Origin of the sequence: Sulfitobacter sp. NFXS29, assembly GCF_040148765.1 — a bacterium.
Lineage (GTDB): Bacteria > Pseudomonadota > Alphaproteobacteria > Rhodobacterales > Rhodobacteraceae > Sulfitobacter.
In genome coordinates this window covers 144,748-169,046 of sequence record NZ_JAGDED010000007.1, presented here as the reverse complement: position 1 = coordinate 169,046, position 24,299 = coordinate 144,748, and the positions used below count along the sequence as shown (strand labels likewise).

The following is a 24,299-nucleotide window of genomic DNA, read 5'->3' as shown; positions in this document are numbered from 1 at the left end:
GCCCATAGCGCGGCAAAGGCCACAGCGAAAGCCTATTCCGCTGCCTTCACATCCAGAAACCCGCCCGACTGCCGGTGCCAATAGCGCGCATAAAGCCCGTCTTGGGCAAGCAGATCAGCATGGCTGCCGATCTCAGCAATGCGGCCCGCGTCCAGCACCATGATGCGGTCCATCTCTGTCAGGGTCGACAGACGGTGCGCGATGGCAAGCACGGTTTTCCCCTCCATCACACGGTCCAGGGTCTGCTGAATGGCGGCCTCCACCTCGCTATCAAGCGCGCTGGTCGCCTCGTCCAGCACCAGAATGGGCGCGTCTTTTAAAATGGCGCGGGCCAAGGCGATGCGCTGACGCTGCCCGCCGGAAAGCTTCACCCCGCGCTCCCCCAGATGCGCGTCATAACCGCGGCGGCCTTTGTGATCCTCAAGGTCTTGAATGAAGTCATGCGCCTCGGCCCGTTCGGCTGCCGCGATGACCTCGGCTTCTGTCGCGTCGGGCCGACCATAAAGAATGTTGTCCCGCGCCGAGCGGTTAAACATCGCAGTCTCTTGCGTGACCATACCGATGTTGCGGCGCAGGCTCTCTTGCGTGACTTCCGATGTATCCATCCCGTCAATCACAATCTTGCCCTGCTCCGGTTCATAGAGCCGTAAAAGTAGCGCCACGAGGGTCGATTTTCCCGCCCCCGAAGCACCTACGATCCCCAGCTTCTCGCCCGGTTTGATGGTCAGTGAAATCTGGTCGATTCCGCCCGTCTGGCGCCCATAGGCAAACCCGAGGCCCCGCAGTTCGATTTGCCCGGCCTTCACCATCAACGCCTGCGCATCAGGCCCGTCGTCCAACCGCACGCGCGGCGTCAGGGTGCGCATCCCATCTTCGACCTCACCGATGTTGGAATAGATCGCCATCAGCGTGAAAGACACCCAGCCGGTCATCTGCGCGATACGGATCGCGATGGCACCGGAGGCCACAATATCCCCCTCGCTCGCCATGCCGCGCTGCCACAGCAGGATCGTCCCACCAAGCAAAAGCACCGGCAGAAGCCCGGCAAGGCTCATCAATGCCAAGCGGAACCCGGCGGCGAGATAGCCAAACTCCAGCGCCCGGGCACGAAAGCTTTGCATCGCGGAAAGGGCTGCGCGGTCTTCGTGATCGGCATGGGCAAAGAGTTTCACTGTTTTGATATTGGTGATCGTATCCACCACCTGCCCCGAGACCATCGCCCGCGCCCCGGCACGGCCCGCCGCCCGTTTGCGCACGCGCGGCAAGAACCAGTTGATCAGCGCCAGATACATGACCAGCCAGACCGAAAACCCAAGTGCCACGCGCCAATCGATCGCCAAAAGCAGCGCCACTGACCCCACGAGAGAGGCAAGCGCAAAGGCCACCACGTTGATCACCTCGGCGGCCACATCCGTCACCGCCCGCGCGGCCTGCATCTGTTTTTGAGCAATGCGCCCTGCGAAGTCTTCGTCAAAGAAATTGACGTTCTGCCCCAGCGTCCAACGGTGCAAACGCGACAGCACCAGCGGGTTCACATTGGGCTGCACCATGATCGCATTCGAGGCCGATGACAGGCCGAACAGCACAGGCCGCGCCACCAGAAAGAACGCCACCGCGCCCAGCACCAGCACCAGACTGCTGCCTTCGAAAAACCGCTCTGGGCCCGCGCTGACCGTGGCGTCGATGACCTTGCCCAAAATCCACGCCGTGCCCGCCTCCATCGCGCCAGCGGCTGCCGATAGAAAAGCCGCGAGCCACAGCACCGGCCAAGCGCCCGACAGGCACCAGCGCATGAAAGCCCCCAGCGTTTGCGGCGGCGGGCCATCGGCGGGGTGAAACGGGTTGATCCAGTTCGAAATGCTCACGACTTGTCATCCAATGCGAGAAAACCGCCCGACTGACGGTGCCAGAAGGCTGCATATAGGCCAGCTTTCTGCAAAAGCGCGTCATGGGTGCCTTCTTCGACGACACGGCCCTGATCCAAAACCAGAATTCGGTCCATCTCGGCAATCGTGGACAGCCGGTGCGCGATGGCGATGACCGTCTTGCCCGCCATCATGCCATAGAGCGTTTCTTGAATGACCGCCTCCACCTCACTGTCGAGCGCGCTTGTCGCCTCATCCAGCAGCAAGATCGGCGCGTTCTTCAGGATGACGCGCGCCAGCGTGATGCGCTGACGCTGCCCGCCGGATAGCTTCACACCCCGTTCACCAACACGTGCCTCATAGCCCGCACGCCCCTCCGGGTCAGTCAGATCAAGGATGAACTCATGCGCCTGCGCCTGTTTCGCAGCCGCGATCATCTCAGCCTCGGTTGCGTCGGGGCGGCCATAAAGGATGTTCTCGCGCACCGAGCGGTGCAGCAGCGATGAATCCTGCTGCACGACACCGATATGCCGCCGCAGACTGTCTTGCCGCACCTGTGCAATGTCCTGCCCGTCGATGCGGATCTGCCCCGCTTCGGCATCGTAGAACCGCAGCATCAGCTTCACGAGGGTCGATTTCCCTGCGCCAGAGCGGCCAACAAGGCCAATCTTCTCGCCCGGCTGCACGGTGATATTGATGCCTTGGATTCCGCCGCTTTCGCGCCCGTAGTGGTGGCTCAGCCCTGCCATCTCGATCCGGCCTTCGGTCAGCTTCAAGGGGGGCGCATCGCGTCGGTCGGTCAGGGCGAGGGGCTGGGCAATGGTCTCCATACCCTCGGCGACGACACCCAACTCGCGGAAAAAGCTCGACAGAGCCCACATGATCCAGCTGGTCATTGAGTTGAGCCGCAGCGCCAGCGCGGCGGCAGCGGCCACGACGCCGACGCTCGCTTCGCCCCCCATCCAAAGCACCAACGCCCAACCGACGACACCCACGATCAGCATGCCGTTGAGAAGGGTCAGCACCACGTCCATGATGCTGAAAATCCGCATCTCGCCCTGAAAAGTACGCCGCGCCTCTTCAATCGCCTCTCCGGCAAAGTCGACCTCTAGATCATGATGCGCGAACATCTTGACCGAATGGATATTCGTATAGGCATCCACCACGCGCCCCGTCACCTGAGACCGCGCGCCTGATGCCGCCTTGGACGCAGGGCCGACCCGTTTGATCGTCCATGCCACCAAGCCAGCGTAGAGGATAAACCACCCCAAAAGCGGCACTAACAAGCGGATATCAGAGGTGGACAGCAAGATCGCCGCGCCGATCATATAGGCCAGCGAATAAGAGATCGCGTCAAAAACCTGAAAGACCACCTCCCCCGCTGCCGGGGGTGTTTGCATGATGCGATTGGCGATACGCCCGGCGAAATCGTTCTCGAACCAACCGACAGATTGCCGCAGCACATGCCGATGCGCCCGCCAGCGGATCAGGGTACCAAAGTTCGGCAGGATCGCATTGTTGAGAAGCATAACGTCGACCGCCTGCACCAAGGGCCGCAGGAACAGCACGGCAAGGGCCACGAGGGTCAGCTCGGTGCCGTAGTCCTCCCACATCTGCGCGGGGTCGCTGCCGAGCAGGTCAACGATACGGCCCATATAGTAGATCAGACCGATCTCAATCGCTGCGACAAGGATCGCCATCACCCCGGCGAGGGCAAAGACCTTTTTGAACGGCTGCGCGTAGTCCCGCAAAAAGGGCCAAAGCCCCTGCGGCGGGTGATCCTTTTCCCGATAGGCAACATAGGGATCGACGAGGTTTTCGAAAAAGCGAAACATGGGGAGACCTTGGAAATAGACGTGCAAAATACGCGGCAACGCCCAAAAGCAAGGCCGCAAAGGGGCAATGGTTATGCCAGCTTAGCTAAACCAGATCCCGCGGTACATCTCGCCCATCTCCCTTGTAATGCGGTATGGATAGCCGAATTTCCGCGCGATGTCGACCTAGCTGGACTTTCGCAGCAGTTCCGCGCGGGCCAGGGTGAAGCCGGAGTTGATCCAGATTTGCTCCAGCCGGGCAAGCTCTTGTCCCAAGGCCGGGCCCTTGAACGCTGGCATCAGATCTTTAGCCGTTACCGGAAAACGGGCAGCGGCGGCGTTCGAAATCGTCTCTAACACGGCGGTTTCGGGCATCTGTTCTGTCATAACGCCGCGTAGCAATACAGCGCCACGGGCGATCCCTGCCCCATGACGATAGGCAAGTTCGGCCAGCGGTGGCCCGGCAAAGCCTTGCTCTTGCAGCAACGTCAGGCGCTTGGCCTCCGCCTTGCTCAACCGCAGACGATCCGCCAAGGCTTCCCCGCCCAGCGCGGCCAGCCGAACCAGCCAATCAGGCTCAAGCCCAAGCATTTGTTCAAAATGAACCAGCATGGATAGGCAGCGGTCATCACTCCCCGGCAAAAGCACCGGCAAGGCACCGGTTTGCCGCATCAACGCCAAGGCCGGGGCGGGATCCGGCGCGCGGAGCAGCTTTTTGAACTCTTGCCCGACCCGCTCTGCCGAAAGCGTTTCTAACCCGTCCAAATTCGACGCGATGGCATCCAGCGCCTCCGGCTCTGGCCCCGCCTCCGGGTCGCCATACCACGCCATGAAGCGGAAATAGCGCAGGGTGCGCAGGTAATCCTCGCGGATACGCTGACCTGCATCCTCGATGAAACGCAGCCGTCGCGCGTTGAGGTCAGGCAGACCGCCCAACGGGTCAATCACACGGCCCTCGGGCGTGGCATAGAGCGCGTTCATCGTGAAATCACGGCGACGGGCATCTTCGGCGATATCGGTGGAAAAGGCCACGACAGCCCGGCGGCCATCGGTTTCCACATCGCGGCGAAAGGTGGTGATCTCAAACGGTTTGCCGCCCGACACGAGCGTTACCGTGCCATGGTCGATCCCTGTCGGCACGGCCTTGACCCCGGCGGCCTGGGCCAGCGCCATCACCGTTTCAGGCGTCGCATCGGTGGAGAGGTCCACATCGCTGTCCGGCAGGCCCAGCAGCGCATCGCGCACGCAACCGCCGACGAAATAGATACGGTGCCCACCATCCTGCACCACGCGGCAAACCCGCTGTGCGTCTGCGTTATGTAACCAGCGTGTCGGGGTTGGAATCATCTGTTCATACGTGTCGCCCATGCCCGCAACATACGCGCGGTCGCGCCCCAGATGTAATAGGGGCCATAGGGAACAGCGTAATAATACCGCCGCTGGCCCCGCCAACGCCGGGAATGCACAAGGTAGTTGCTCGGGTTCAGCACATGGTCAAGCGGCACGCGAAACACTTCTTCGACCTCTCCGGGTTCTGGCACCACGGTGAAATCGCGCGTCACATAGCCGATCACGGGGGTCACGCTAAAGCCGGTGACCGTCTCATGGGCCGGAAGAGCGCCCAAGACATCTACGATGTCGCTCGGCAGGCCGATCTCTTCGCGCGCTTCGCGCAGGGCGGCGGCAATGACATCCGCATCGCCACCGTCTTGTTTGCCCCCCGGAAAAGCAATCTGTCCGGGGTGATGTTTCAGCGCCGAAGACCGCTTGGTCAGGACCAGTTCCAGCCGCGTTCCGGTATCCACCACCGGGGCGAGCACACCCGCAGGCCGCAGACTGCGGCCCTCGGGCAGGGTGACCTCCGGGTTCAGATCGAAATCGGAGGATTCCACCCCAGTCTGGGCAAGCGCCTCGCGGAAGGACTGGAACCGGTCGCTCACCCTAGGCCTTGGCGTCGAAACCGACCGTGGCCGGATCAAGGTCATAATGCGCGCCGCAGAACTGACAGTCTGCGGTCACCCGCCCCTCGTCCGTCGTCATCTTTTCGATATCGCGGGCCGAGTAGATCGACAGGCTCTGACGCACGCGGTCTTCGGAACAGGTGCAGCCGAAACGCACCGGCTGAGGGTCATAGACCCGCGGTTGTTCCTCGTGAAACAATCGCAACAGAAGATCGGTCGGCGGTACGCTGGGGCCGATCAGCTCCAGTTCCTCAACCGTGCCGAGCAGGATGTTCACGCGGTTCCAATTCTCGGCCTCGTCGCCTTCAACCAAATCATCGGCCTTGAGGACCTCACCCGTCCCTTCGCCCGACGCCGATAGCGGCGAGGCTTTGGGCATATGCTGCAACATGATGCCACCGGCACGCCAATGCTCTGGCTCGCCCGGACCGGACGATTTGCCAAAGCTCAGAGAAAAGCGGGTCGGCAACTGCTCGGACTGGGCGAAATAGGCTTCCGCACAGGCCGCCAATGATCCGCCGGCCAGCGGTGTGATACCCTGATAGGGGGTCATGCCTTTGCCTTGGTCGATCATGATCGCGAAATAGCCTTCGCCGATCTGGTCAAACGGGGCGTCATCGGTCAGCCGATCTGCATCATAGCTGGCATAGGCGCGGATGCGCGCAGGCTCGCCTTCCTTTTCGGGGCCGTAGTAATCGGTCGCGATCATCCGAACGGCACCTTTGGATTGCACCTGTAGCGACAGTTTCCAACGCAGTTTGATCGTCTGACCGATCAAAGCGGTCAACAACGCCATCTCGGCCACCAAGGCTTCGACCTGCGGCGGATAGTCGTGCTGCTTCAGGATGCCTTCCAACACGCCATCAAGCCGCGCCACGCGGCCGCGCATGTCGACATCATCAAGCTGAAAGGGCAGAACGGTATCGTCCCACGCGATTTTAGTTCCTTGGGTCATCGGGTTTCCTTATCGGGGGCCGCTTGGCATACCGCGTCTATATAGGCGCAGCAACCCATGGAAAAAGGGGCAGCAGATGATCCGACGTACAGGTGAGACACCACAGCCCGGCCAAAGCTACACACCGCGGCCCGGGGTCTATGCCATTCTGCCGCTGCAACGCCGTTTTCTGATGACGCTGGAAATGGCGCAAGACACCGAGGTGCAATTGCCCGGCGGCGGTATCGAAGCGGGAGAATCCCCGCTCCAAGCACTCCACCGCGAGGTGCTGGAGGAAACCGGCTGGCGCATTGCCCGCCCGCGCCGACTGGGCGCATTCCGCCGCTTTACCTATATGAAAGATTACGACCTCTGGGCGCAAAAGATCTGCCATATCTACGTTGCGCATCCCGTGCGCCAGATCGCCGCGCCGACAGAGCCGCATCACGCCACCTTAGTGCTATCGGCCAGCGAAGCATTGGCGACCCTCGCAAACGAAGGCGACCGCCTGTTTCTGCAATGCCACCTGCGCTAAACGTTGCCCTGATACTCCAGCAATATCCCAGAAACATCATCGGGGAAATCACGGCTGCCCGCGAATTCGGAAAGCTTCCAGACCAGCGCACTGAGAAGCGCCGGACCGCTGAACCGGCGCAATTCCCCCAGCATCCGCGCCAAACCCTCTTCGCCCAACATCTCTCCGCCCGGATCGGGGCATTCCGTCACCCCATCCGATAGGATCAACAGCCTGTCCCCCGGCGCCATCTGAAGCTTATATTCCTCAAACCCCACCCCGGCGAGCAGGCCAACAGGAAAGCCCCCGGTGCCCGGCTGTTCGACCTGCCCATCGCCGCGCAGCAAAGCGGGATGCGGGTGCCCTGCCTGCGCGACAGTGACCTCCCCGGTGGTGAGGTCGGCAATGGCCAGCATCAGCGTGAAATAATGCTCCGTCTCCATCTCATGAAGAACAAGATCGTTAAGCTCTTCTATCACCTCCCCCGGGGGGCGGGCCGCATAGCTGCCCCCGGGCAATAGCGCGAGCGCGAGGTTCTGGTCCGGCGTCGACGCCGACAGATATCCGGCCAGCCGCGCCGTCATCAGGGCCGAGCTGATGCCATGGCCCGACACATCCAAACCGAAAAGCCCAACGACCCCCGGCCGCACAGGGAAATACCCCACCAAATCGCCGCCAACATGCCCGGCAGAGCGCAGCATCATCGACAGATTGCCCCCCTCCATGGCGCGATAGCGTTCGCGGAGCGGCGATTGCTGAAATTTCTTGGCCTCAATCAGATCCTTGTCGATCAGCGCGTGCACCTGCCGAAGAACATCCAATGTTTCGGTGATCAGCTTGTTTTTCTGCGTCAGCTCACGCTGCATGACCAGAAAACGCTCCCCGGCCATGACCCGGGCGCGCAGGTCCGGCGGACCGATCGGCCGAATCAATACATCATCAGCCCCCGCATCAAGGGCGCGGGCCACCGCGCCACCCTCAGGCTTGTCGGTCAGCAGAATGAAATAGCCACGGCGCTCTTCCGACAGGCTTCGGAAAGCCCGGCAGACGTCGAGCCCCGACAGCCCCGTCATCGCCCAACTGCAGAGCACAATATCAGGCAATCGGCGCTCGCAAAGCGTCAGAGCCACAGCACCCGACGCGGTAGAGATCACCTCATACCCCCATGCCCTCAGGGACGCCGAAAGAAACTCCCGATGGGTATCATCCCCCTCAACCACCAAAACCAATGGCGACACAGCAGGCGTCGCCACCGCTTCAGAGAGGCTGGGAATATCCAATTTCATGCGACACGATCCTGACAGGCCCGCTGATCTAAACAGCGATGCCTTACCGAAACGTGAATTCTTCTGTAAATCCGCGTCGGGCGCGCCTACAGCACGAACTGTGCCAAAGTCTCGTCGTTGGTGATATCGGTATAGGTAAAGCCAGATTGCCCCAACTGCTCAAGGAAGGGCTTAAAATTCTCAGGCCGCCGCGTCTCGATCCCAATGAGGACAGAGCCGAAATTCCGCGCCGACTTCTTTAAATACTCAAACCGGCAGATGTCATCCTCCGGGCCAAGCAGCATCAGGAATTCCTTCAACGCCCCCGGCCGCTGCGGCATGCGCAGAATGAAATACTTCTTCACGCCCGAATAGCGCTGCGCCCGCTCTTTGACCTCTGGCAAACGCTCGAAATCGAAATTGCCGCCCGAAGCCACACAGACCACCGTCTTGCCGACAATCTGATCGGCCACCTCGCCCAGCGCATCTATCGACAGCGCGCCTGCTGGCTCTAAAACGATGCCTTCGACATTCAACATCTCGTTGATCGTCACACAAATCCGGTCCTCTGGCAGATGCACCACATCCGCCGGGCTCACCCCGCGCAAACGCTCAAAGGTCCGCGCGCCAATCTTGGCCACCGCAGCGCCATCCACAAAGTTATCAATCGGAGAGACATCCACGGGCGCCCCGGCCTCCAACGCCCGCGCAAGGCTCGGCGCACCTGCGGGTTCGACGAATGTATAGTCGCAGGTGTCCCCAAAATAACTGACCACCCCCGAAGACAGCCCGCCGCCGCCCACCGGCAAGATCACCCGGTCCGGAACCCGGCCCAATTGCTCAGCAATCTCCACAGCAACAGAAGCCTGCCCCTCAATCACATCCTCATCGTCGAAGGGCGACAGGAAATGCGCGCCCTCATCCCGACAAAAATTCTGCGCCGCCGCCAAGGTGGCATCGAAATAATCCCCCACCAGCCGGATCTCGACATTCTCACCCCCGAACATCCGGGTCTTTTGCACCTTCTGCTGCGGCGTGGTCACCGGCATGAAAATCACGCCGCGCACCCCGAAATGGCTGCAGGCAAAAGCCACCCCCTGCGCATGGTTCCCCGCCGAGGCACAGACAAACAGCCCCTGCCCCGGGATCACTTTGCGCATCGCATTGAACGCCCCGCGCAGCTTGTAAGAGCGTACCGGGCTTAAATCCTCGCGCTTCAACCAGATGTCCGCGCCAAAGCGTTCCGACAGATGCTCATTGCGCAGCAGCGGTGTCGCCGGGAACAATGCCCGCAGCGCCTCTGCCGCCGCCTGTGCTTTCTGTGCAAATTCATCCGCCATCTGTGCTCTCCTTGCTGCCATTCGTCGATAGGCGCGCAGCCTGCATAGGTCAACGCAGGCTTCAATCTTGCCCGCGCCCACGAAAACCGCTACCTCGCAGAGCGAACTTGAAAGGAACCCCGTCATGTCCGCGCCCAAGAAAGTCGTGCTTGCCTATTCCGGCGGCCTCGATACCTCGATCATCCTGAAATGGCTGCAAACCGAATACGGCTGCGAGGTGGTGACCTTCACCGCCGACCTCGGCCAAGGTGAAGAACTGGAACCGGCCCGCAAGAAAGCCGAGATGATGGGCATCGCGCCAGAGAACATCTACATCGAAGACGTGCGCGAGGAATTCGTCCGCGACTTCGTCTTCCCGATGTTCCGCGCCAACGCGGTCTACGAGGGTCTCTACCTTCTGGGCACCTCCATCGCCCGCCCGCTGATCTCCAAACGCCTCGTGGAAATCGCCGAAGAAACCGGTGCCGATGCCGTGGCCCACGGTGCCACCGGCAAAGGCAACGATCAGGTCCGCTTTGAACTGGCCGCCTATGCGCTCAACCCCGAGATCAAGGTCATCGCCCCCTGGCGCGAATGGGACCTGTCGAGCCGCACCAAACTCTTGGAATTCGCCGAAGCGCATCAAATCCCCGTCGCAAAAGACAAACGCGGCGAAGCGCCCTTCTCCGTCGATGCCAACCTGCTGCACACCTCCTCCGAAGGCAAAGTCCTCGAAGACCCAGCCATCGACGCCCCCGACTACGTCTACCAGCGCACGGTAAACCCCGAAGATGCCCCCGACACGCCCGAATACGTCGAGATCGGCTTCGAGCGCGGCGATGCCGTCAGCATCAACGGCGAAGCCATGTCCCCCGCCACGATCCTCACCAAACTCAATGAGCTTGGCGGCAAACACGGCTGCGGCCGTCTCGATCTGGTCGAAGGTCGCTTCGTCGGCATGAAGTCCCGCGGCATCTACGAAACCCCCGGCGGCACCCTGCTGCTCGAAGCCCACCGCGGCATCGAATCCATCACCCTCGACCGCGGCGCCATGCACCTCAAAGACGAGCTGATGCCGAAATACGCCGAACTGATCTACAACGGCTTCTGGTACAGCCCCGAGCGCACCATGCTGCAAGCCGCCATCGACGCGAGCCAAGCCCATGTGACCGGCACCGTGCGCCTGAAACTCTACAAAGGCCATGTCCGCACCGTTGGCCGCTGGTCCGATCACAGCCTCTATTCCGAAGCCCATGTGACCTTCGAAGACGACGCCGGCGCCTACGACCAAAAAGACGCCGCAGGCTTCATCCAACTCAACGCCCTGCGCCTCAAACTCCTCGCCGCCCGCGACAAACGCACCAAAGGCTGAAACACGGGGGGCCTAATCCCCTTCATTCTTTCTTAAATACCCGCGGGGGTCCGGGGGCAGCGCCCCCGGTGGCTGGCCCCAAACAAAACGCAAAAGGCCCGGACACTTCCGCCCGGGCCTTTCTACATCTATCAATGCCAAATCAATCGGCGGTAATGACTTTCATCACCAATTCACCGTCTGGCTTGATCGGCCCATCTTCCTTGGCGCCCAGCGTGTATTCGAACACGCCAGTTTTCATGCCGCCATCTTCGGAATGCACCATCAGCATCAGCATATCACCCGAGGCGACGTCTTCTTGCAGGATCGCGAGCACGTCTGTGTTCTCACCCGCGCGCAGGGGCGCATAGCCCACAACAGGGCCGGGCTTCATGTCGGCATCGGTGCGGTGCACGACCAGCCAGCCATTTTCGCCAGCCATCACTTTATCGGCGCTAACGACGCCATTCGAAACATCTTGACCCGACGCTTCGACCATTGCCATGGCATGAGCATCGGCCCATGCGCCACCGGCGATCATGGACAGGGCGACTACGGTGCTTGCAAATTTTTTCATCTGGTTTTCCCTCCGTTTGAAATTACGGGGTAGTCACGACAGCGGCCCAACATAAGTTTCGCAGGTTTCAGAAATTTTTAAGACGTTCCGCAAATAGCCGCTCGTAATAAGGTAAGGCGGCCGCCAGAACCTCTGCATTCGCCCCGTCAAGCAGGGGCAAATCCCCCTCGGGCCCAGCAAACCCAGTGCTTTGATGGATCGCCCCATACCAATGCGAGGCCCAAACCCCATCCTCGGGACGTGGGCCTGCAGGCCAGTGCAGCATCGCAGGGTCGAAGGGCAGATCAATCGCGGCGCAGAGTTTGCGCAGCATCCCCTCCGGGTCCGCACGGATGTCGCCACTGTCGATGACCAGCCCGCCCAACCTCTCATACAGCATGAGTTGCCGGTCAAAGCCAATGTCCGCCAAACGGGGCGCTTCACGTTTCGCGGCGTAGCTGGCGATCACCCGTGCGGGATGCCGGATCAGATGGATGTTCACACAATCCTCCGCCCAGTCCAGCGGAAACCCGTCAATCATATGCTGCGCCATATGTTTCATATAAAGGTGCCGGGCACCGTCCTGCACAAACCCTAAGGGCACCCGCGCAGGGTCTTTTTCCTGTGCCGCCAGCACCGCGTCGCGCATCGGATGTTCCAACCCGGTCGCCTTCAGATAGGCTGCGTAAAAGGGCTCATCCATCGCGGTAAAGTCCCGCCGCGCCCCGAAACTATACATCATTGCGGTGCTTAGATTGCGTGGCCCAGACCACATCGCAATTCGCATGAAAGGTTCCCCCCATTGCCGTTGAACCCGGAACGCTAGAAAGAACGCGCCATCGCGCCAAGTGGTAAACTGCCTTCACCAGCGCGTGACTTCCCCTGCCCCGGCCTTGCGCTATCTCAGCTCCAGCGGCAACCCTACGCCAGAGGAGGACCATCATGTTCCGAAAATCAATGTTCAAACCCGCCATTCTGACCCTTGCCATCACTCTGGGCCTCGCGGCGCAGAACCGCCCCGCCGCCGCGGCACAAACCGAGGTGCTGACCGTCGCAGGCGGCTGTTTCTGGTGTGTCGAGGCGGATTTCGAATCCGTCAAAGGCGTGAAAGAAGCCGTCTCAGGCTTTGCCGGGGGGCGCACCCAGAACCCCACCTACAAACAGGTCACCGGCGGCAACACCGGCCATTATGAGGCCGTGCAAATCCAATTCGACCCAGACGTGGTCAGCCGCAAAACGCTGCTGGATCTCTTTTTCCGCTCAATCGACCCGACGGATGCGGGCGGCCAATTCTGTGACCGAGGGGAAAGCTACCGCACCGCGATCTTTGCGGGCAGCCCCGCCCAGAAAAGCGCTGCAGAGGCGGCCAAGGCCGAGGCGCAGAACGCCCTTGGCGCTAAGGTCGTGACCCCAATCCTTGGCAATGCGCCGTTTTATCCGGCTGAGGATTACCACCAAGACTACTACAAAAGCAGCGAACGGCTGGCCTTCAGCAGTGTCGGCGTGGCGGTCAAAAAATCAGTCGCCTACAAACGCTACCGCAACGGCTGTGGCCGGGATGCCCGTGTGAAACAGCTTTGGGGCAGCGCGGCACCCTTTGTGAAGTAACCGCGACACCGATCACTTAGGTACGAAAATCGTGATCCCGGATCTCTTTCAGGTCGGGGATCACATCCGCGGTGCCATGGCGCATGACCATCAGCGCCCCGGCGCGCATCGCCAAATCAATCGCCTGCGGCATGGTCATGCCCCGGTCCAACCCCGCGACCAGATAGCCGGTAAAGGTATCCCCCGCCCCGGTCGTATCCACCGCCTCGACCCGATAGGCAGGGTAGCTTTCCACCAGATGCGCCTTGTTAGAGACCCATTCGCAGCCCCCGGCGCCCAGTGTCACCATGATGTCATCGACAGGCAGTTGCCGCAGTTCGCCCCCCGTCGCGGCCCGAAGCTGCGCCGCTTCGACTTCGTTCAATACTAACAGATCGATCTGGTCTAGGATCGCCGTCACCGCCGCCGCATCGAAAGGCGCGGCTGCATAGGCCAGCCGCAGGCCCAATGTCTTTGCCGTCCGGGCCGCGAACCGCTGGCCGTTGGTCTCATTCTGCATCAGCAGCCAATCGCCAGAGGAGGCCTCACTCAGCGCCGCGCCGATCATCTCATCGGTAATTTCGTGATTGGTGCCGGGGAAGATGACGATGTTGTTCTCGCCCTCAAGATCAACGGCGATATTGGCGTGGCCGGTGACCCCCTCCATCAAGGTGATATGCGCCGTCTCGACCCCGTATTCCAACAACCGTTCCAGCGCCCAACCGCCATCGGCCCCAAGCGCGCCGACATGCATCACCCGCGTCCCGGCGCGGGCGGCGGCGACCGACATATTGGCCCCCTTACCGCCCAGCCCTTGCCGAAAATTGCGGGCCGAAATCGTCTCTCCCGGCCCCGGCAGATGGGGCAACAGATAGAAGTTATCCGCGTTGATAGAGCCGAGGTTCCAGATCATCAGCCCACCTTGCAGGCCGCGAGAATGGCCATGTTAAGAATGTCATTCGCCGTGGAGGTCGAGGAGCAGATCTGGATCGACTTGTCCAAGCCCGTGAGGATCGGCCCGATCACCGTGGCCCCCGCCATCTCTTGCATCAGCTTGACCGAGATGCTGGCCGAGTGCCGCGCTGGCACCACGAGGATATTGGCAGGCCCCGTCAGCCGCGAGAACGGGTAGTTCGCCTGACTGGCCGCGTTCAGCGCCACGTCGACGGTCATCTCGCCTTCGTATTCGAAATCGACGCCGCGCCGGTCGAGCACTTCGGGCGCGAGGTGCATCTTTTCGGCGCGTTCCGAGACGGGGTAGCCAAAGGTCGAGAAGCTGACGAAGGCAACCCGCGGCTCCAGCCCCAGATGCCGCGCCACACGCGCGCCGCTTTCGGCGATATTGGCCAGATCGTTCTCATTGGGCCATTCATGGACCAGCGTATCTGCGATAAAGACGATGCGCCCCTTGTGCAGCAACGCCGTGATGCCTGCGGCTCCGGCTTCGGCATTTGCGTCAAAGACGTGGTTCAACCGTTCCAACACATGCGCCGACTTGCGGGTGGCCCCGGTCACCAGACCGTCACCGTGCCCATGTGCCAGCATCAGGGCTGCAAAAACATGCCGGTCGCGTGATGCAAGGCGGTGGATATCCTTGCGGTCGAAACCCTTGCGCTGCAACCGACCATAGAGGAAATCTTTGTATGTTTCCAAATGCTGTGTATTGGCGGCATTCACCACCTCCAACTCGCGCACCGCGTCGGCCATGCCCGCTTCTTCGAGCTTGGCACGCACGTCATCCTCGCGGCCCACGACCAGCGCTTTGCCCAAGCCCGCACGCTGGTACATCACCGCCGCGCGCAGCACCTTGGGGTCATCGCCCTCGGCAAAGATCATCCGCGCCTGATTGGCCCGGGCGCGGGCGTTGATGCCGCGCAGGATGCTCGCCGTTGGGTCCATCCGCGATTTCAGACCCAGTTCATAGGCATCCATATCGATGATCGGCCGTCGCGCCGCCCCTGTGTCCATCCCCGCTTTGGCCACGGCAGGCGGAATGCGGTGGATCAGACGCGGATCAAAGGGCGTGGGGATGATATAGTCGCGACCAAAGCTCAGCGTGCGGCCATAGGCCAGCGCCACCTCATCGGGCACATCCTCACGCGCCAGCTGCGCCAAAGCATGGGCGCAGGCGATCTTCATCTCGTCGTTGATGGCGCGTGCGTGAATATCCAGCGCACCGCGGAAGAGATAGGGAAAGCCCAGCACGTTGTTGACTTGGTTCGGATAATCCGACCGCCCGGTGGCGACGATGGCGTCCATACGGACCTCATGCGCCTCTTCGGGGGTGATCTCTGGATCCGGGTTCGCCATGGCGAAGATCACCGGGTTATCGGCCATGGAGGCGACCATCGCAGGCGTCACCGCGCCCTTGACCGAAACCCCAAGGAAGACATCCGCCCCCTTCATCGCCTCTTCAAGCGTACGCAGCTCGGTGTTGGCGGCATGGGCCGATTTCCACTGGTTCATACCCTCGGTACGACCCTGATAGATTACACCTTTGGTGTCGCACATGATGCAATTGTCATGCCGCGCGCCCATCGCTTTGAGCAGTTCCAGACAGGCGATGCCCGCCGCCCCCGCCCCGTTGAGCACGATGCGCACATCTTCGATCTTTTTGCCCGACAGATGCAGCGCGTTGATCAGCCCTGCGGCACAGATAACCGCTGTGCCGTGCTGGTCGTCGTGGAAGACGGGAATGTCCATCTCTTCCTTCAGACGCTGTTCGATGATGAAACACTCGGGCGCCTTGATGTCTTCGAGGTTGATGCCGCCAAAGGTTGGCCCCATCAGCTTGCAGGCGTTGATGAAAGCCTCGGTATCCTCTGTATCAAGCTCGATATCGATCGAGTTCACATCGGCAAAGCGTTTGAACAGGACCGCCTTGCCCTCCATCACCGGCTTGGAGGCCAGCGCGCCGAGGTTCCCCAAGCCCAGCACCGCCGTCCCGTTTGAGATCACCGCGACCAGATTGCCCTTGTTGGTGTAGTCATAGGCTGTCTCGGGGTTTTCAGCGATCGCCTCGCAGGGCACCGCCACGCCGGGGGAATAGGCGAGGCTGAGGTCTCGCTGGGTGGTCATCGGCACCGTCGCCGAGATCTCGAATTTGCCGGGCGTCGGCTCAAGGTGAAAGGCAAGCGCCTCTTCAGAGGTGATACGGTTCTTTCTGGTCACGATATGGCCCTTCCCTTGCTTTGGAATCTTCTTAGCCACGATCGGACGCCTGCACAACGCAAGCGCCGCGTCAGAGCAAAATTGCCCGATAAAGGCCGCCCATCACGCCTGCACCCCCTTTCCCTGCTTCGGGGGGTTTTGTAGGGTCCGCGCTGCAATAGGGGGCCGCCGTGCAGACAGAAAAAGTAACGCCAATGATGGCGCAATATCTTGAGCTCAAAGCGGACCACGCGGATGCGCTGCTGTTCTACCGCATGGGCGATTTTTACGAGATGTTTTTCGACGATGCCGTGGCCGCCGCCGAGGCGCTGGACATCGCGCTGACCAAACGCGGCAAGCACCAAGGCAAGGACATCGCCATGTGTGGCGTGCCGGTCCATGCCGCCGAAGGCTATTTGCTGACGCTGATCCGCAAGGGCTTTCGCGTGGCGGTCTGCGAGCAGATGGAAAGCCCCGCCGAGGCCAAGAAACGTGGCTATAAGTCGGTGGTGAAACGCGATGTGGTGCGGCTGGTGACACCCGGCACCCTGACCGAAGAGAGCCTGCTGGAAGCCCGCCGTCACAACTACCTCGCTGCCTTTGCCGAGGTCCGTGATGCCTGCGCGATGGCATGGGTCGATATCTCGACGGGCGCGTTCCACGTGATGCCCTTGGCGCAGGTTCGTCTGGGGCCGGAACTGGCGCGGCTGTCGCCGTCTGAGTTGATCGTCTCTGAGGCGAAAGAGAGTGATTTGCACGAAGTCGTCTCTGATTTCGGGATCGCGTTAACGGGCTTGGCCCGCTCGGCCTTTGATAGCACCAGCGCGGAAAAACGGGTCTGCGACCTGTTTGATATCGCGACGCTGGAGGCATTCGGTAGCTTCACCCGCGCCGAAGTCTCGGCCATGGGCGCGGTAATAGAATACCTCACCATCACGCAACGCGGCAAGCTGCCCCTGCTCCGCCCCCCGCAGAAAGAGGCCGAAGCCCGTACCGTACAGATCGACGCGGCAACCCGGCGCAATCTGGAACTGACGCATTCTCTGAATGGAGGGCGCGGCGGGTCTTTGCTATCGATCATGGACAATACCGTCACCGCCGGGGGCGCGCGGCTGCTGGAACGGCGGATCTCAAGCCCCTCGCGGGTCGTTGACGTGGTGTCCGCCCGGGCCGATGCGGTTAGCTTTGCCCATGAGAATGCCCGTCTTGCCGAAGACATGCGCCGACGGCTGCGCAATGTTCCGGACCTCGACCGCGCATTGTCGCGGCTGTCGCTTGACCGGGGTGGCCCGCGTGACCTTGCCGCGATCCGCAACGGGTTGATCGAAGCCGAGGCTCTGCACCAGAGCCTAACACAACAGGATCTGCCAGATCTTCTGCGCGAGGCCGCCGAAGGTTTGCAGGGTCATGGCGACCTCATCGACCTGCTGGATCAAGCCTTGGTCGCCGAACCGCCGCTGATGGTGCGGGATGGCGGATTCATCGCCCCCGGCCATGATGGAGACCTCGACGCCGCACGCGAGTTGCGCGACGAAGGGCGCGGCGTGATCGCGGGGATGCAGCAGCAATTTGTTTCTGACACGGGGATTTCCTCGCTTAAGATCAAGCACAACAATGTCTTGGGCTATTTCGTCGAATGCACCGCGACCCATGCGGAAAAGATGCTCTCTCCGCCCCTGTCAGAGACCTTTATCCACCGTCAGACAACGGCGAACCAAGTGCGGTTCACCACCGTCGAACTGTCTGAGTTGGAGACGAAAATCCTCAACGCTGGCAACCATGCGCAGGAGATCGAAAAACGGCTCTATGAAAGCCTTCGGAGTGCCATTTTGGAACAAGCGGCAGAGATCGGCCAAACCTCTGCCGGGCTGGCCGAGGTCGACCTTGCGACAGGTCTGGCCGACCTTGCGCGGAGCGAGAATTGGACCCGCCCGCGCGTTGATATGTCTCGGGCATTCGACATTAAGGGTGGGCGGCATCCGGTGGTTGAGCGCGCTTTGACCCAACAATCGGGCGAGCCTTTCATCGCCAATGACTGCGACCTTAGTGCCGAGGGCGAAGCCGCGAACATCTGGTTGCTGACCGGCCCGAACATGGCCGGTAAATCGACCTTCCTGCGGCAGAACGCCCTGATTGCGTTGATGGCACAGATGGGCAGTTTCGTGCCCGCAATCTCGGCCCATATCGGCGTTATCAGCCAGCTTTTCAGCCGGGTCGGCGCGTCGGACGATCTGGCGCGCGGGCGCTCGACCTTCATGGTGGAGATGGTCGAAACCGCCGCGATCCTGAACCAAGCGGATGACCGCGCCTTGGTCATCCTTGATGAAATTGGCCGCGGCACCGCCACTTATGATGGTCTATCCATCGCTTGGGCCACGCTGGAACATCTGCACGACGTGAACCGAACGCGGGCGCTGTTTGCCACGCACTATCATGAAATGACTGCGCTGGCGGGCAAGCTGCCGGGTGTCGACAATGCCACGGTGGCGGTCAAGGAATGGGAGGGCGAGGTCGTCTTTCTCCATGAGGTGCGCAAAGGCGCGGCAGACCGGTCTTACGGGGTGCAAGTCGCGCAATTGGCGGGCCTGCCCGCGCCGGTGATCGCCCGCGCCCGCGTGGTGCTGGAGGCGCTGGAAAAAGGCGAGCGCGAAGGCGGCGCGACGCAAAAGACCCTGATCGACGATCTGCCGCTGTTCGCCGTCAGCCCGACCCCACAGCCGAAGCCCGCGGCAACATCGGCGGTCGAGGAAAAGCTGAAAGAGATCATCCCCGATGAACTCTCCCCCCGCGAAGCGCTTGAACTGATCTACAAACTAAAAGAGGCGGCCAAATCCTGACCGCCTCTTTCAAAGATATCTAACTGAGCTTAGCTCGCCGGGGTCGAAGACACCCCAACCTGCGCGGGGCGCAGCAGACGGTCGTGCAGCATGAAGCCTTCGGCGGCGACCTGAATGATCTCGCCCGCGACGGTGCCGGGCACCGGGGCCTCGAACATCGCTTCGTGATGCTTGGGGTCGAACTTGTCGCCCACCTCGGGTGCGATCACTTCGATGCCGTGCTTTTTAAAGACGTTCAGAAGCTCGCGCATCGTCAGTTCCACACCTTCCAGCAGCGGGCCAAAAGCCTCTTTCTGCTCTTCGGTGGTGGTTTCCAGCGCACGCTTCATGTTGTCGTAGACCGGCAGCATGTCACGGGCAAGCTTGGAGCCGCCGTAGTTCTCGGCCTCGCGCCGGTCCTTGTCGGAGCGTTTGCGCGCGTTCTCGGCATCGGCCAGTGCGCGCATGAAACGGTCGCGGTACTGGTCACGCTCGGCGCGCAACTCTTCCACCGCAAGGGCTTCTTCGTCGATCTCGGCCATGTCTTCGGCGTATTCTTCAGCTTCGGCGCTGTCGATCTCGTCCAAAAAGTCGTTTTCTTTCGGCTCTGCCATGTTCCACCTCTAGTTCCGGTCGGAAATCAGCTTCCCCACCAGTTGTGCCGTGTAGTTCACAATCGGCACGATACGTCCATAATTTAAGCGTGTCGGGCCAATGACACCCACGGCGCCGATCACCTTACGATCAGCGTTCATATAAGGGGAAACGACCAGAGAGGAACCCGAAAGTGAGAAAAGTTTGTTTTCGGAGCCGATAAAAATGCGCACACCGTCCCCATCTTCGGCCAGTTCGAGGAATTCGGCGATGTCTCGCTTGCGCTCAAGGTCATCAAAGAGGCTGCGGATACGGTCGAGGTCTTCGGCCTCCCCCTCCCCGCTCAGCAGATTCGACCGGCCCCGGACGATCAAGCGTTCGGAATGCTCCCCTTCTGCGTCCCACAACACGGCACCGCTCTCGACCAGTTGCTGGGCCAGCACGTCAATCTCCTGACGGCGTTTGGCGATCTCTTGTTTGATGCTGCGTTGCAATTCGCTGAGGGTCTTGCCTTCGACGAAAGCATTCAGAAAATTCGCCGCTTCGCGCATCGAACTGGGCGTTTGCCCCGGCGGAGGCGTGAAAAGCCGGTTCTCCACATGGCCATCGGAAAAGACGAGCACGACCAAAGCCCTATCGGGCGACAGAGACACGAATTCGATATGCTTTATCGGCGCTTCGTGCTTCGGCGTCAGCACAAGGGAGGCGCCATGCGTAACCCCCGACAAGGCCGAGCCAATCCGGTCCAAAAGCCCGCCCACATCGGACGAATTATTGCCCAGTGTCGCGTCAATTTTTTCGCGATCCAACTCCGTCGGGTCACCGATCTCGATCATGCCATCGACGAACATCCGCAGCCCCAACTGGGTCGGAATCCGCCCGGCCGAGACATGCGGGCTGTCGAGCAGCCCCATGTATTCGAGATCCTGCATCACATTGCGGATCGTTGCTGCCGAAACCTTTTCGCTGAAGTCGCGCGTCAGCGTGCGCGACCCGACAGGATCGCCACTTTCCAGATAGCCTTCGACCACCCGGCGAAACACTTCGCGGGATCGGTCGTTCATGTCTTTCAGCAATTCAGGCGTGTTTTTCATCGGTGCTCGCTCTCTTCCCCAATAAAGGTACAAGCCGGGCAAACGTCAATCGGGGTTGCATCAAAGCCTTGTGGGGCGGTATCCCCGGGCAACATCAAAAAGGATATGTCATGCGCCCCTCTGGCCGGAAACTCGATGAAATGCGCGCCGTCTCGATCGAGACAGGTTTCACCAAACACGCCGAAGGGTCGGCCCTGATCAAGATGGGCGACACCCATGTGCTCTGCACCGCCACGATCGAAGACCGCGTGCCGCCGTTTATCAAAGGCTCCGGTCTGGGTTGGGTCACCGCCGAATACGGCATGCTGCCCCGCGCCACCAATACACGGATGCGCCGTGAGGCCGCCTCGGGCAAGCAAGGGGGCCGCACGGTCGAGATCCAGCGCCTGATCGGTCGTGCCCTGCGCGCTGGTGTCGACCGCTCCGCTCTGGGAGAGCGTCAGATTACCGTCGATTGTGACGTGCTTCAGGCCGATGGCGGCACCCGCTGCGCGTCAATCACCGGCGGTTGGATTGCCCTGCGGTTGGCCGTGAACAAACTGATGAAAGCGGGCGATGTCGTCTCTGATCCGCTGGTTGATCCGGTCGCCGCGGTAAGCTGTGGCATCTATGCAGGACAGCCGGTGCTTGACCTCGACTATCCCGAAGACTCTGAGGCTGGCGTTGACGGTAACTTCATCATGACCGGGTCCGGCAAGCTAATCGAAGTCCAAATGAGCGCCGAAGGCTCTACCTATACGCGCGATCAGATGAACCAGCTGATGGATCTGGCCGAAAAAGGCGTCGGCGAGCTGGCCGCGATCCAGAAATCGGTCACCGCATGACACGCAAGTTCACCGAAAGCCGGATCCTGATCGCCACCCATAACGCGGGCAAGCTGGAAGAAATGGGCCAGCTTTTCGCGCCCCATGGGGTAGAGGTCGTCGGCGCGGCAGAGATGGACCTGCCCGAGCCCGCAGAGACCGAGACCACATTCGTCGGCAATGCCCGGATCAAGGCACATGCGGCGGCCAAGGCCACCGGCATGCCCGCCTTGGCCGACGATTCCGGCATTGAGGTCGAAGCGCTGAACAACGCCCCCGGTGTCTATACCGCCGACTGGGCAGAGACCGAGAATGGCCGCGATTTCATCATGGCCATGACCAAAACGCGGGACCTACTGGAAGAAAAGAACGCCCCACACCCGCGCCGCGCCCGCTTTTGCGCGACGCTGGTGCTGGCTTGGCCCGATGGCCATGACGAAGTCTTTGCGGGTAAGGTAAATGGCACGCTGGTTTGGCCCATGCGGGGCGCACAAGGGCATGGCTATGACCCGATGTTCCAACCCGATGGGCATGACATCACATTCGCCGAGATGGACGCAGAACAGAAAAACAGCATCAGCCACCGTGCTGATGCTTTTGCGAAATTGATTGCGGGCTGTTTTGGCTGAAGATTGGCAACAGGGCGGCTTCGGCCTTTATATCCACTGGCCATTTTGCGAGGCGAAATGTCCCTATTGCGACTTCAACAGCCATGTCAGCCGCCGGATTGACCATGCCGCATGGCGAGATGCCTATCTGGCAGAGCTTCAGCGAGCCGCGGATGAGACACCGGGCCGCGTCCTCAACGCAGTCTTTTTCGGGGGCGGCACACCCAGCCTGATGGACCCCGATGTTGTGGCCGATATCATTGCCGCGATCCGGCGGCACTGGCCGACCGCCAATGATCTGGAGATCACGCTCGAAGCCAACCCCGGTTCTGTCGAAGCAGGACGTTTCGCCGCCTACCGGCAAGCCGGCGTTTCACGTGTCTCCATGGGAATTCAGGCACTCAACGATCCAGATCTCAAGCGTTTGGGCCGCCTCCACTCTGCCAAAGAGGCGTTGACGGCTTTCGACATCGCCCGCAATACGTTCGAACGGGTCAGTTTCGATCTTATCTATGGCCGTCAGGATCAGACCGCGGCCCAATGGGAAGCCGAGCTCAAGCAGGCTCTATCCCTCGCAATAGACCATATTTCGCTCTACCAATTGACCATCGAACAAGGCACCGCTTTCGGCGACCGCTACGCCCGTGGCAAGCTGCGCGGCCTGCCCGACGAAGACCTCGGCGCTGATATGTTCACACTGACACAAGACATCTGCAACGATATGGGCATGCCCGCTTATGAGGTTTCAAATCACGCGCGCGATGGTGCCCAATCGCGTCACAACCTGATCTATTGGCGCTACGGCGATTACATCGGTATCGGCCCCGGCGCGCACGGACGGCTGACACTTGGCGGACAAAAGCTGGCAACCGTTGCCTATAGCAATCCGCAACGCTGGCTCAATGGTGTCGCGAAAGGCGAAGCGGAGAAACCCCGCACCGCCATCAGCCGGAGCGAACAGGCGACCGAGTTTCTCCTTATGGGTCTACGCCTGAAAGAAGGCGTCGATCTGGCCCGCTACACCGATATCGCCGGGCATGAAATCGACGAAAAGGCCGTCGATCACCTGCAAGATATCGGTATGGCAAAACGCGAAGCAGACAGATTTATCGTTACCGATCAAGGCGTTATAGTTCTGAACGCCGTGATCGAAACGCTTTTGCCCTAAGACCCGCCCAGCAAGCGGCAGATCTCGTCCAACTGGTCAAGCGTGGTATAGTGCAACGTCACCTTACCCGCTTCCTGGCCGGGTTTATGGTCCAAACTCACCTTCATACCAAGGTTAGCTGACAGATCGCCTTCAAGCGCCTGAGTATCGGCATCTTTCTCTGAGCGCTGCGAGAGACGCTCTTTATTTACCATATTACCGCGTTCGCCAGCCTGATCTTTCTTGACTAAGGCTTCGGTTGCGCGCACCGAAAGGCCACCCTTGATGACCTGTTGGGCCAATTTCATCGGGTCCTTCGCAGGGATCAGCGCCCGCGCGTGCCCTGCGCTCAATTCATTCTGACGCACCATTTCCTGCACGGGATCCGGCAGGTTCAACAGACGCAAAAGGTTCGCAATATGGCTCCGGCTCTTGCCAAGCGCCTCGGCCATCTTCTCCTGCGTGTGCCCGAATTTATCCATCAGCTGACGATAACCCGCCGCTTCCTCGACCGAGTTCAGATCGGCCCGCTGGATGTTTTCGATGATCGCAACTTCGAGCACTTCAACATCGGTGAACTCGCGCACAATAACCGGAAGACTATGTATCTTCGCGATCTGCGAAGCCCGCCACCGCCGTTCGCCAGCGACGATCTCGAAGTTACCATTGTCCAGCGCACGCACAATCAGGGGCTGAATGACCCCCTTTTCTTTGATAGATGCGGCGAGATCGTCAAGGTGCTCTTGCTCAAACCGTTTACGCGGCTGATCCGGGTTTGGCTTGATCCGTTCAATCGGAACGAACTGCTCCGCCGCCGCGGCCCCCTTGGCGGCCACGCTCTCTGTCTCAGCTACATCCGCCATCAATGCCGAAAGCCCCCGGCCAAGGCCCCGTTTACGCTCTTGTTTATCTGCCATACTG

The 24,299-nt window shown here is 60.8% G+C and carries 21 protein-coding genes; 7 read left to right on the top strand and 14 right to left on the bottom strand.

What is annotated here, in order from left to right; all coding sequences use genetic code 11:
- Positions 1-32: 32 nt before the first annotated feature.
- From J3456_RS12790 to hslO, 5 genes are all read right to left on the bottom strand, one after another.
- Positions 33-1,865: an ABC transporter ATP-binding protein gene (locus tag J3456_RS12790; RefSeq protein ID WP_349580570.1), complete on the bottom strand. Its 1,833-nt coding sequence runs from the start codon at positions 1,863-1,865 to the stop codon at positions 33-35.
- Positions 1,862-3,700 carry an ABC transporter ATP-binding protein gene (locus J3456_RS12785; RefSeq protein ID WP_349580569.1) on the bottom strand — a complete coding sequence of 613 codons (1,839 nt, stop codon included), beginning with the start codon at positions 3,698-3,700 and terminating at the stop codon, positions 1,862-1,864. The genes J3456_RS12790 and J3456_RS12785 overlap by 4 nt, the downstream gene beginning before the upstream one ends.
- Positions 3,701-3,865: 165 nt before the next feature.
- Positions 3,866-5,047 carry a CCA tRNA nucleotidyltransferase gene (locus tag J3456_RS12780; protein WP_349580568.1) on the bottom strand — a complete coding sequence of 394 codons (1,182 nt, stop codon included), beginning with the start codon at positions 5,045-5,047 and terminating at the stop codon, positions 3,866-3,868.
- On the bottom strand, positions 5,023-5,619 hold the full coding sequence (locus J3456_RS12775; RefSeq protein WP_349580567.1) for a CoA pyrophosphatase: 597 nt from the start codon (positions 5,617-5,619) through the stop codon (positions 5,023-5,025). Before J3456_RS12775 ends, J3456_RS12780 begins: the two co-directional genes overlap by 25 nt.
- 1 nt (position 5,620) lies before the next feature.
- A complete protein-coding gene (gene hslO, locus J3456_RS12770) occupies positions 5,621-6,595 on the bottom strand; it encodes an Hsp33 family molecular chaperone HslO (protein WP_349580566.1) in 975 nt (324 codons plus the stop codon).
- A gap of 76 nt (positions 6,596-6,671) precedes the next feature.
- Between hslO and J3456_RS12765 the strand changes: the two genes are divergently transcribed.
- The gene (locus J3456_RS12765; protein WP_349580565.1) at positions 6,672-7,109 is read left to right on the top strand and encodes an NUDIX domain-containing protein; all 438 of its coding nucleotides are present in this window, start codon (positions 6,672-6,674) and stop codon (positions 7,107-7,109) included.
- Here the strand turns inward: J3456_RS12765 and J3456_RS12760 are convergent.
- Together J3456_RS12760 and ilvA are read right to left on the bottom strand one after the other, a co-directional pair.
- Positions 7,106-8,374: a PP2C family protein-serine/threonine phosphatase gene (locus J3456_RS12760; RefSeq protein ID WP_349580564.1), complete on the bottom strand. Its 1,269-nt coding sequence runs from the start codon at positions 8,372-8,374 to the stop codon at positions 7,106-7,108. The genes J3456_RS12765 and J3456_RS12760 overlap by 4 nt on opposite strands.
- Before the next feature lie 86 nt (positions 8,375-8,460).
- Positions 8,461-9,693, bottom strand: coding sequence for a threonine ammonia-lyase IlvA (ilvA, locus tag J3456_RS12755; RefSeq protein ID WP_349580563.1), 1,233 nt, complete (start codon positions 9,691-9,693; stop codon positions 8,461-8,463).
- 124 nt (positions 9,694-9,817) lie between these two features.
- Here ilvA and J3456_RS12750 point away from each other — a divergent pair, with 124 nt between their 5' ends.
- Positions 9,818-11,044, top strand: a complete 1,227-nt coding sequence (locus tag J3456_RS12750) for an argininosuccinate synthase (RefSeq protein WP_349580562.1) — start codon at positions 9,818-9,820, stop codon at positions 11,042-11,044.
- A gap of 142 nt (positions 11,045-11,186) precedes the next feature.
- Here the strand turns inward: J3456_RS12750 and J3456_RS12745 are convergent, their stop codons facing one another.
- A complete protein-coding gene (locus J3456_RS12745) occupies positions 11,187-11,600 on the bottom strand; it encodes a DUF7282 domain-containing protein (RefSeq protein WP_349580561.1) in 414 nt (137 codons plus the stop codon).
- A 67-nt stretch (positions 11,601-11,667) separates the two neighbouring features.
- Entirely contained in the window at positions 11,668-12,366 is a 699-nt protein-coding gene (locus J3456_RS12740; RefSeq protein WP_349580560.1) for a sulfotransferase-like domain-containing protein, read from the bottom strand.
- A 155-nt stretch (positions 12,367-12,521) separates the two neighbouring features.
- Here J3456_RS12740 and msrA point away from each other — a divergent pair, with 155 nt between their 5' ends.
- Complete coding sequence (gene msrA / locus J3456_RS12735) at positions 12,522-13,187, top strand: peptide-methionine (S)-S-oxide reductase MsrA (RefSeq protein ID WP_349580559.1); 666 nt, start codon at positions 12,522-12,524, stop codon at positions 13,185-13,187.
- A 16-nt stretch (positions 13,188-13,203) separates the two neighbouring features.
- Here msrA and J3456_RS12730 read toward each other — a convergent pair whose 3' ends face one another.
- Together J3456_RS12730 and J3456_RS12725 are read right to left on the bottom strand one after the other, a co-directional pair.
- Positions 13,204-14,079, bottom strand: a complete 876-nt coding sequence (locus J3456_RS12730) for a ribokinase (RefSeq protein ID WP_349580558.1) — start codon at positions 14,077-14,079, stop codon at positions 13,204-13,206.
- Positions 14,079-16,337 (bottom strand): NADP-dependent malic enzyme, encoded by a 2,259-nt coding sequence (locus J3456_RS12725; protein WP_349580557.1) that lies wholly within the window; start codon positions 16,335-16,337, stop codon positions 14,079-14,081. Before J3456_RS12725 ends, J3456_RS12730 begins: the two co-directional genes overlap by 1 nt.
- Positions 16,338-16,531: 194 nt before the next feature.
- Between J3456_RS12725 and mutS the strand changes: the two genes are divergently transcribed.
- Positions 16,532-19,153: a DNA mismatch repair protein MutS gene (gene mutS / locus J3456_RS12720; RefSeq protein WP_349580608.1), complete on the top strand. Its 2,622-nt coding sequence runs from the start codon at positions 16,532-16,534 to the stop codon at positions 19,151-19,153.
- 29 nt (positions 19,154-19,182) lie between these two features.
- Here mutS and J3456_RS12715 read toward each other — a convergent pair whose 3' ends face one another.
- Positions 19,183-19,746 (bottom strand): nucleotide exchange factor GrpE, encoded by a 564-nt coding sequence (locus J3456_RS12715; RefSeq protein ID WP_067630818.1) that lies wholly within the window; start codon positions 19,744-19,746, stop codon positions 19,183-19,185.
- Positions 19,747-19,755: 9 nt separating this feature from the next.
- Positions 19,756-20,820, bottom strand: coding sequence for a heat-inducible transcriptional repressor HrcA (hrcA, locus tag J3456_RS12710; protein WP_120349793.1), 1,065 nt, complete (start codon positions 20,818-20,820; stop codon positions 19,756-19,758).
- Positions 20,821-20,930: 110 nt separating this feature from the next.
- Between hrcA and rph the strand changes: the two genes are divergently transcribed.
- From rph to hemW, 3 genes are read left to right on the top strand one after another with little or no spacing between them, the layout of a single operon-like run.
- Positions 20,931-21,644: a ribonuclease PH gene (gene rph / locus J3456_RS12705; RefSeq protein WP_067630810.1), complete on the top strand. Its 714-nt coding sequence runs from the start codon at positions 20,931-20,933 to the stop codon at positions 21,642-21,644.
- Entirely contained in the window at positions 21,641-22,252 is a 612-nt protein-coding gene (gene rdgB, locus J3456_RS12700; protein ID WP_349580556.1) for an RdgB/HAM1 family non-canonical purine NTP pyrophosphatase, read from the top strand. Before rph ends, rdgB begins: the two co-directional genes overlap by 4 nt.
- The gene (gene hemW / locus J3456_RS12695) at positions 22,245-23,399 is read left to right on the top strand and encodes a radical SAM family heme chaperone HemW (protein ID WP_349580555.1); all 1,155 of its coding nucleotides are present in this window, start codon (positions 22,245-22,247) and stop codon (positions 23,397-23,399) included. The genes rdgB and hemW overlap by 8 nt, the downstream gene beginning before the upstream one ends.
- On the opposite strand, the gene J3456_RS12690 is transcribed toward hemW, so the two are convergent.
- A complete protein-coding gene (locus J3456_RS12690; protein WP_067630797.1) occupies positions 23,396-24,295 on the bottom strand; it encodes a ParB/RepB/Spo0J family partition protein in 900 nt (299 codons plus the stop codon). The genes hemW and J3456_RS12690 overlap by 4 nt on opposite strands.
- Positions 24,296-24,299: the final 4 nt, after the last annotated feature.

What these genes read in the sequence shown, in the direction of transcription:
- J3456_RS12785 (WP_349580569.1), bottom strand. Translation starts at nt 3,700, where the DNA reads ATGTTTCGCTTTTTCGAAAACCTCGTCGATCCCTATGTTGCCTATCGG.
- J3456_RS12780 (WP_349580568.1), bottom strand. Translation starts at nt 5,047, where the DNA reads ATGGGCGACACGTATGAACAGATGATTCCAACCCCGACACGCTGGTTA.
- hslO (WP_349580566.1), bottom strand. Translation starts at nt 6,595, where the DNA reads ATGACCCAAGGAACTAAAATCGCGTGGGACGATACCGTTCTGCCCTTT.
- J3456_RS12765 (WP_349580565.1), top strand. Translation starts at nt 6,672, where the DNA reads ATGATCCGACGTACAGGTGAGACACCACAGCCCGGCCAAAGCTACACA.
- J3456_RS12760 (WP_349580564.1), bottom strand. Translation starts at nt 8,374, where the DNA reads ATGAAATTGGATATTCCCAGCCTCTCTGAAGCGGTGGCGACGCCTGCT.
- ilvA (WP_349580563.1), bottom strand. Translation starts at nt 9,693, where the DNA reads ATGGCGGATGAATTTGCACAGAAAGCACAGGCGGCGGCAGAGGCGCTG.
- J3456_RS12750 (WP_349580562.1), top strand. Translation starts at nt 9,818, where the DNA reads ATGTCCGCGCCCAAGAAAGTCGTGCTTGCCTATTCCGGCGGCCTCGAT.
- J3456_RS12745 (WP_349580561.1), bottom strand. Translation starts at nt 11,600, where the DNA reads ATGAAAAAATTTGCAAGCACCGTAGTCGCCCTGTCCATGATCGCCGGT.
- J3456_RS12740 (WP_349580560.1), bottom strand. Translation starts at nt 12,366, where the DNA reads ATGCGAATTGCGATGTGGTCTGGGCCACGCAATCTAAGCACCGCAATG.
- msrA (WP_349580559.1), top strand. Translation starts at nt 12,522, where the DNA reads ATGTTCCGAAAATCAATGTTCAAACCCGCCATTCTGACCCTTGCCATC.
- J3456_RS12730 (WP_349580558.1), bottom strand. Translation starts at nt 14,079, where the DNA reads ATGATCTGGAACCTCGGCTCTATCAACGCGGATAACTTCTATCTGTTG.
- mutS (WP_349580608.1), top strand. Translation starts at nt 16,532, where the DNA reads ATGATGGCGCAATATCTTGAGCTCAAAGCGGACCACGCGGATGCGCTG.
- J3456_RS12715 (WP_067630818.1), bottom strand. Translation starts at nt 19,746, where the DNA reads ATGGCAGAGCCGAAAGAAAACGACTTTTTGGACGAGATCGACAGCGCC.
- hrcA (WP_120349793.1), bottom strand. Translation starts at nt 20,820, where the DNA reads ATGAAAAACACGCCTGAATTGCTGAAAGACATGAACGACCGATCCCGC.
- rph (WP_067630810.1), top strand. Translation starts at nt 20,931, where the DNA reads ATGCGCCCCTCTGGCCGGAAACTCGATGAAATGCGCGCCGTCTCGATC.
- rdgB (WP_349580556.1), top strand. Translation starts at nt 21,641, where the DNA reads ATGACACGCAAGTTCACCGAAAGCCGGATCCTGATCGCCACCCATAAC.
- J3456_RS12690 (WP_067630797.1), bottom strand. Translation starts at nt 24,295, where the DNA reads ATGGCAGATAAACAAGAGCGTAAACGGGGCCTTGGCCGGGGGCTTTCG.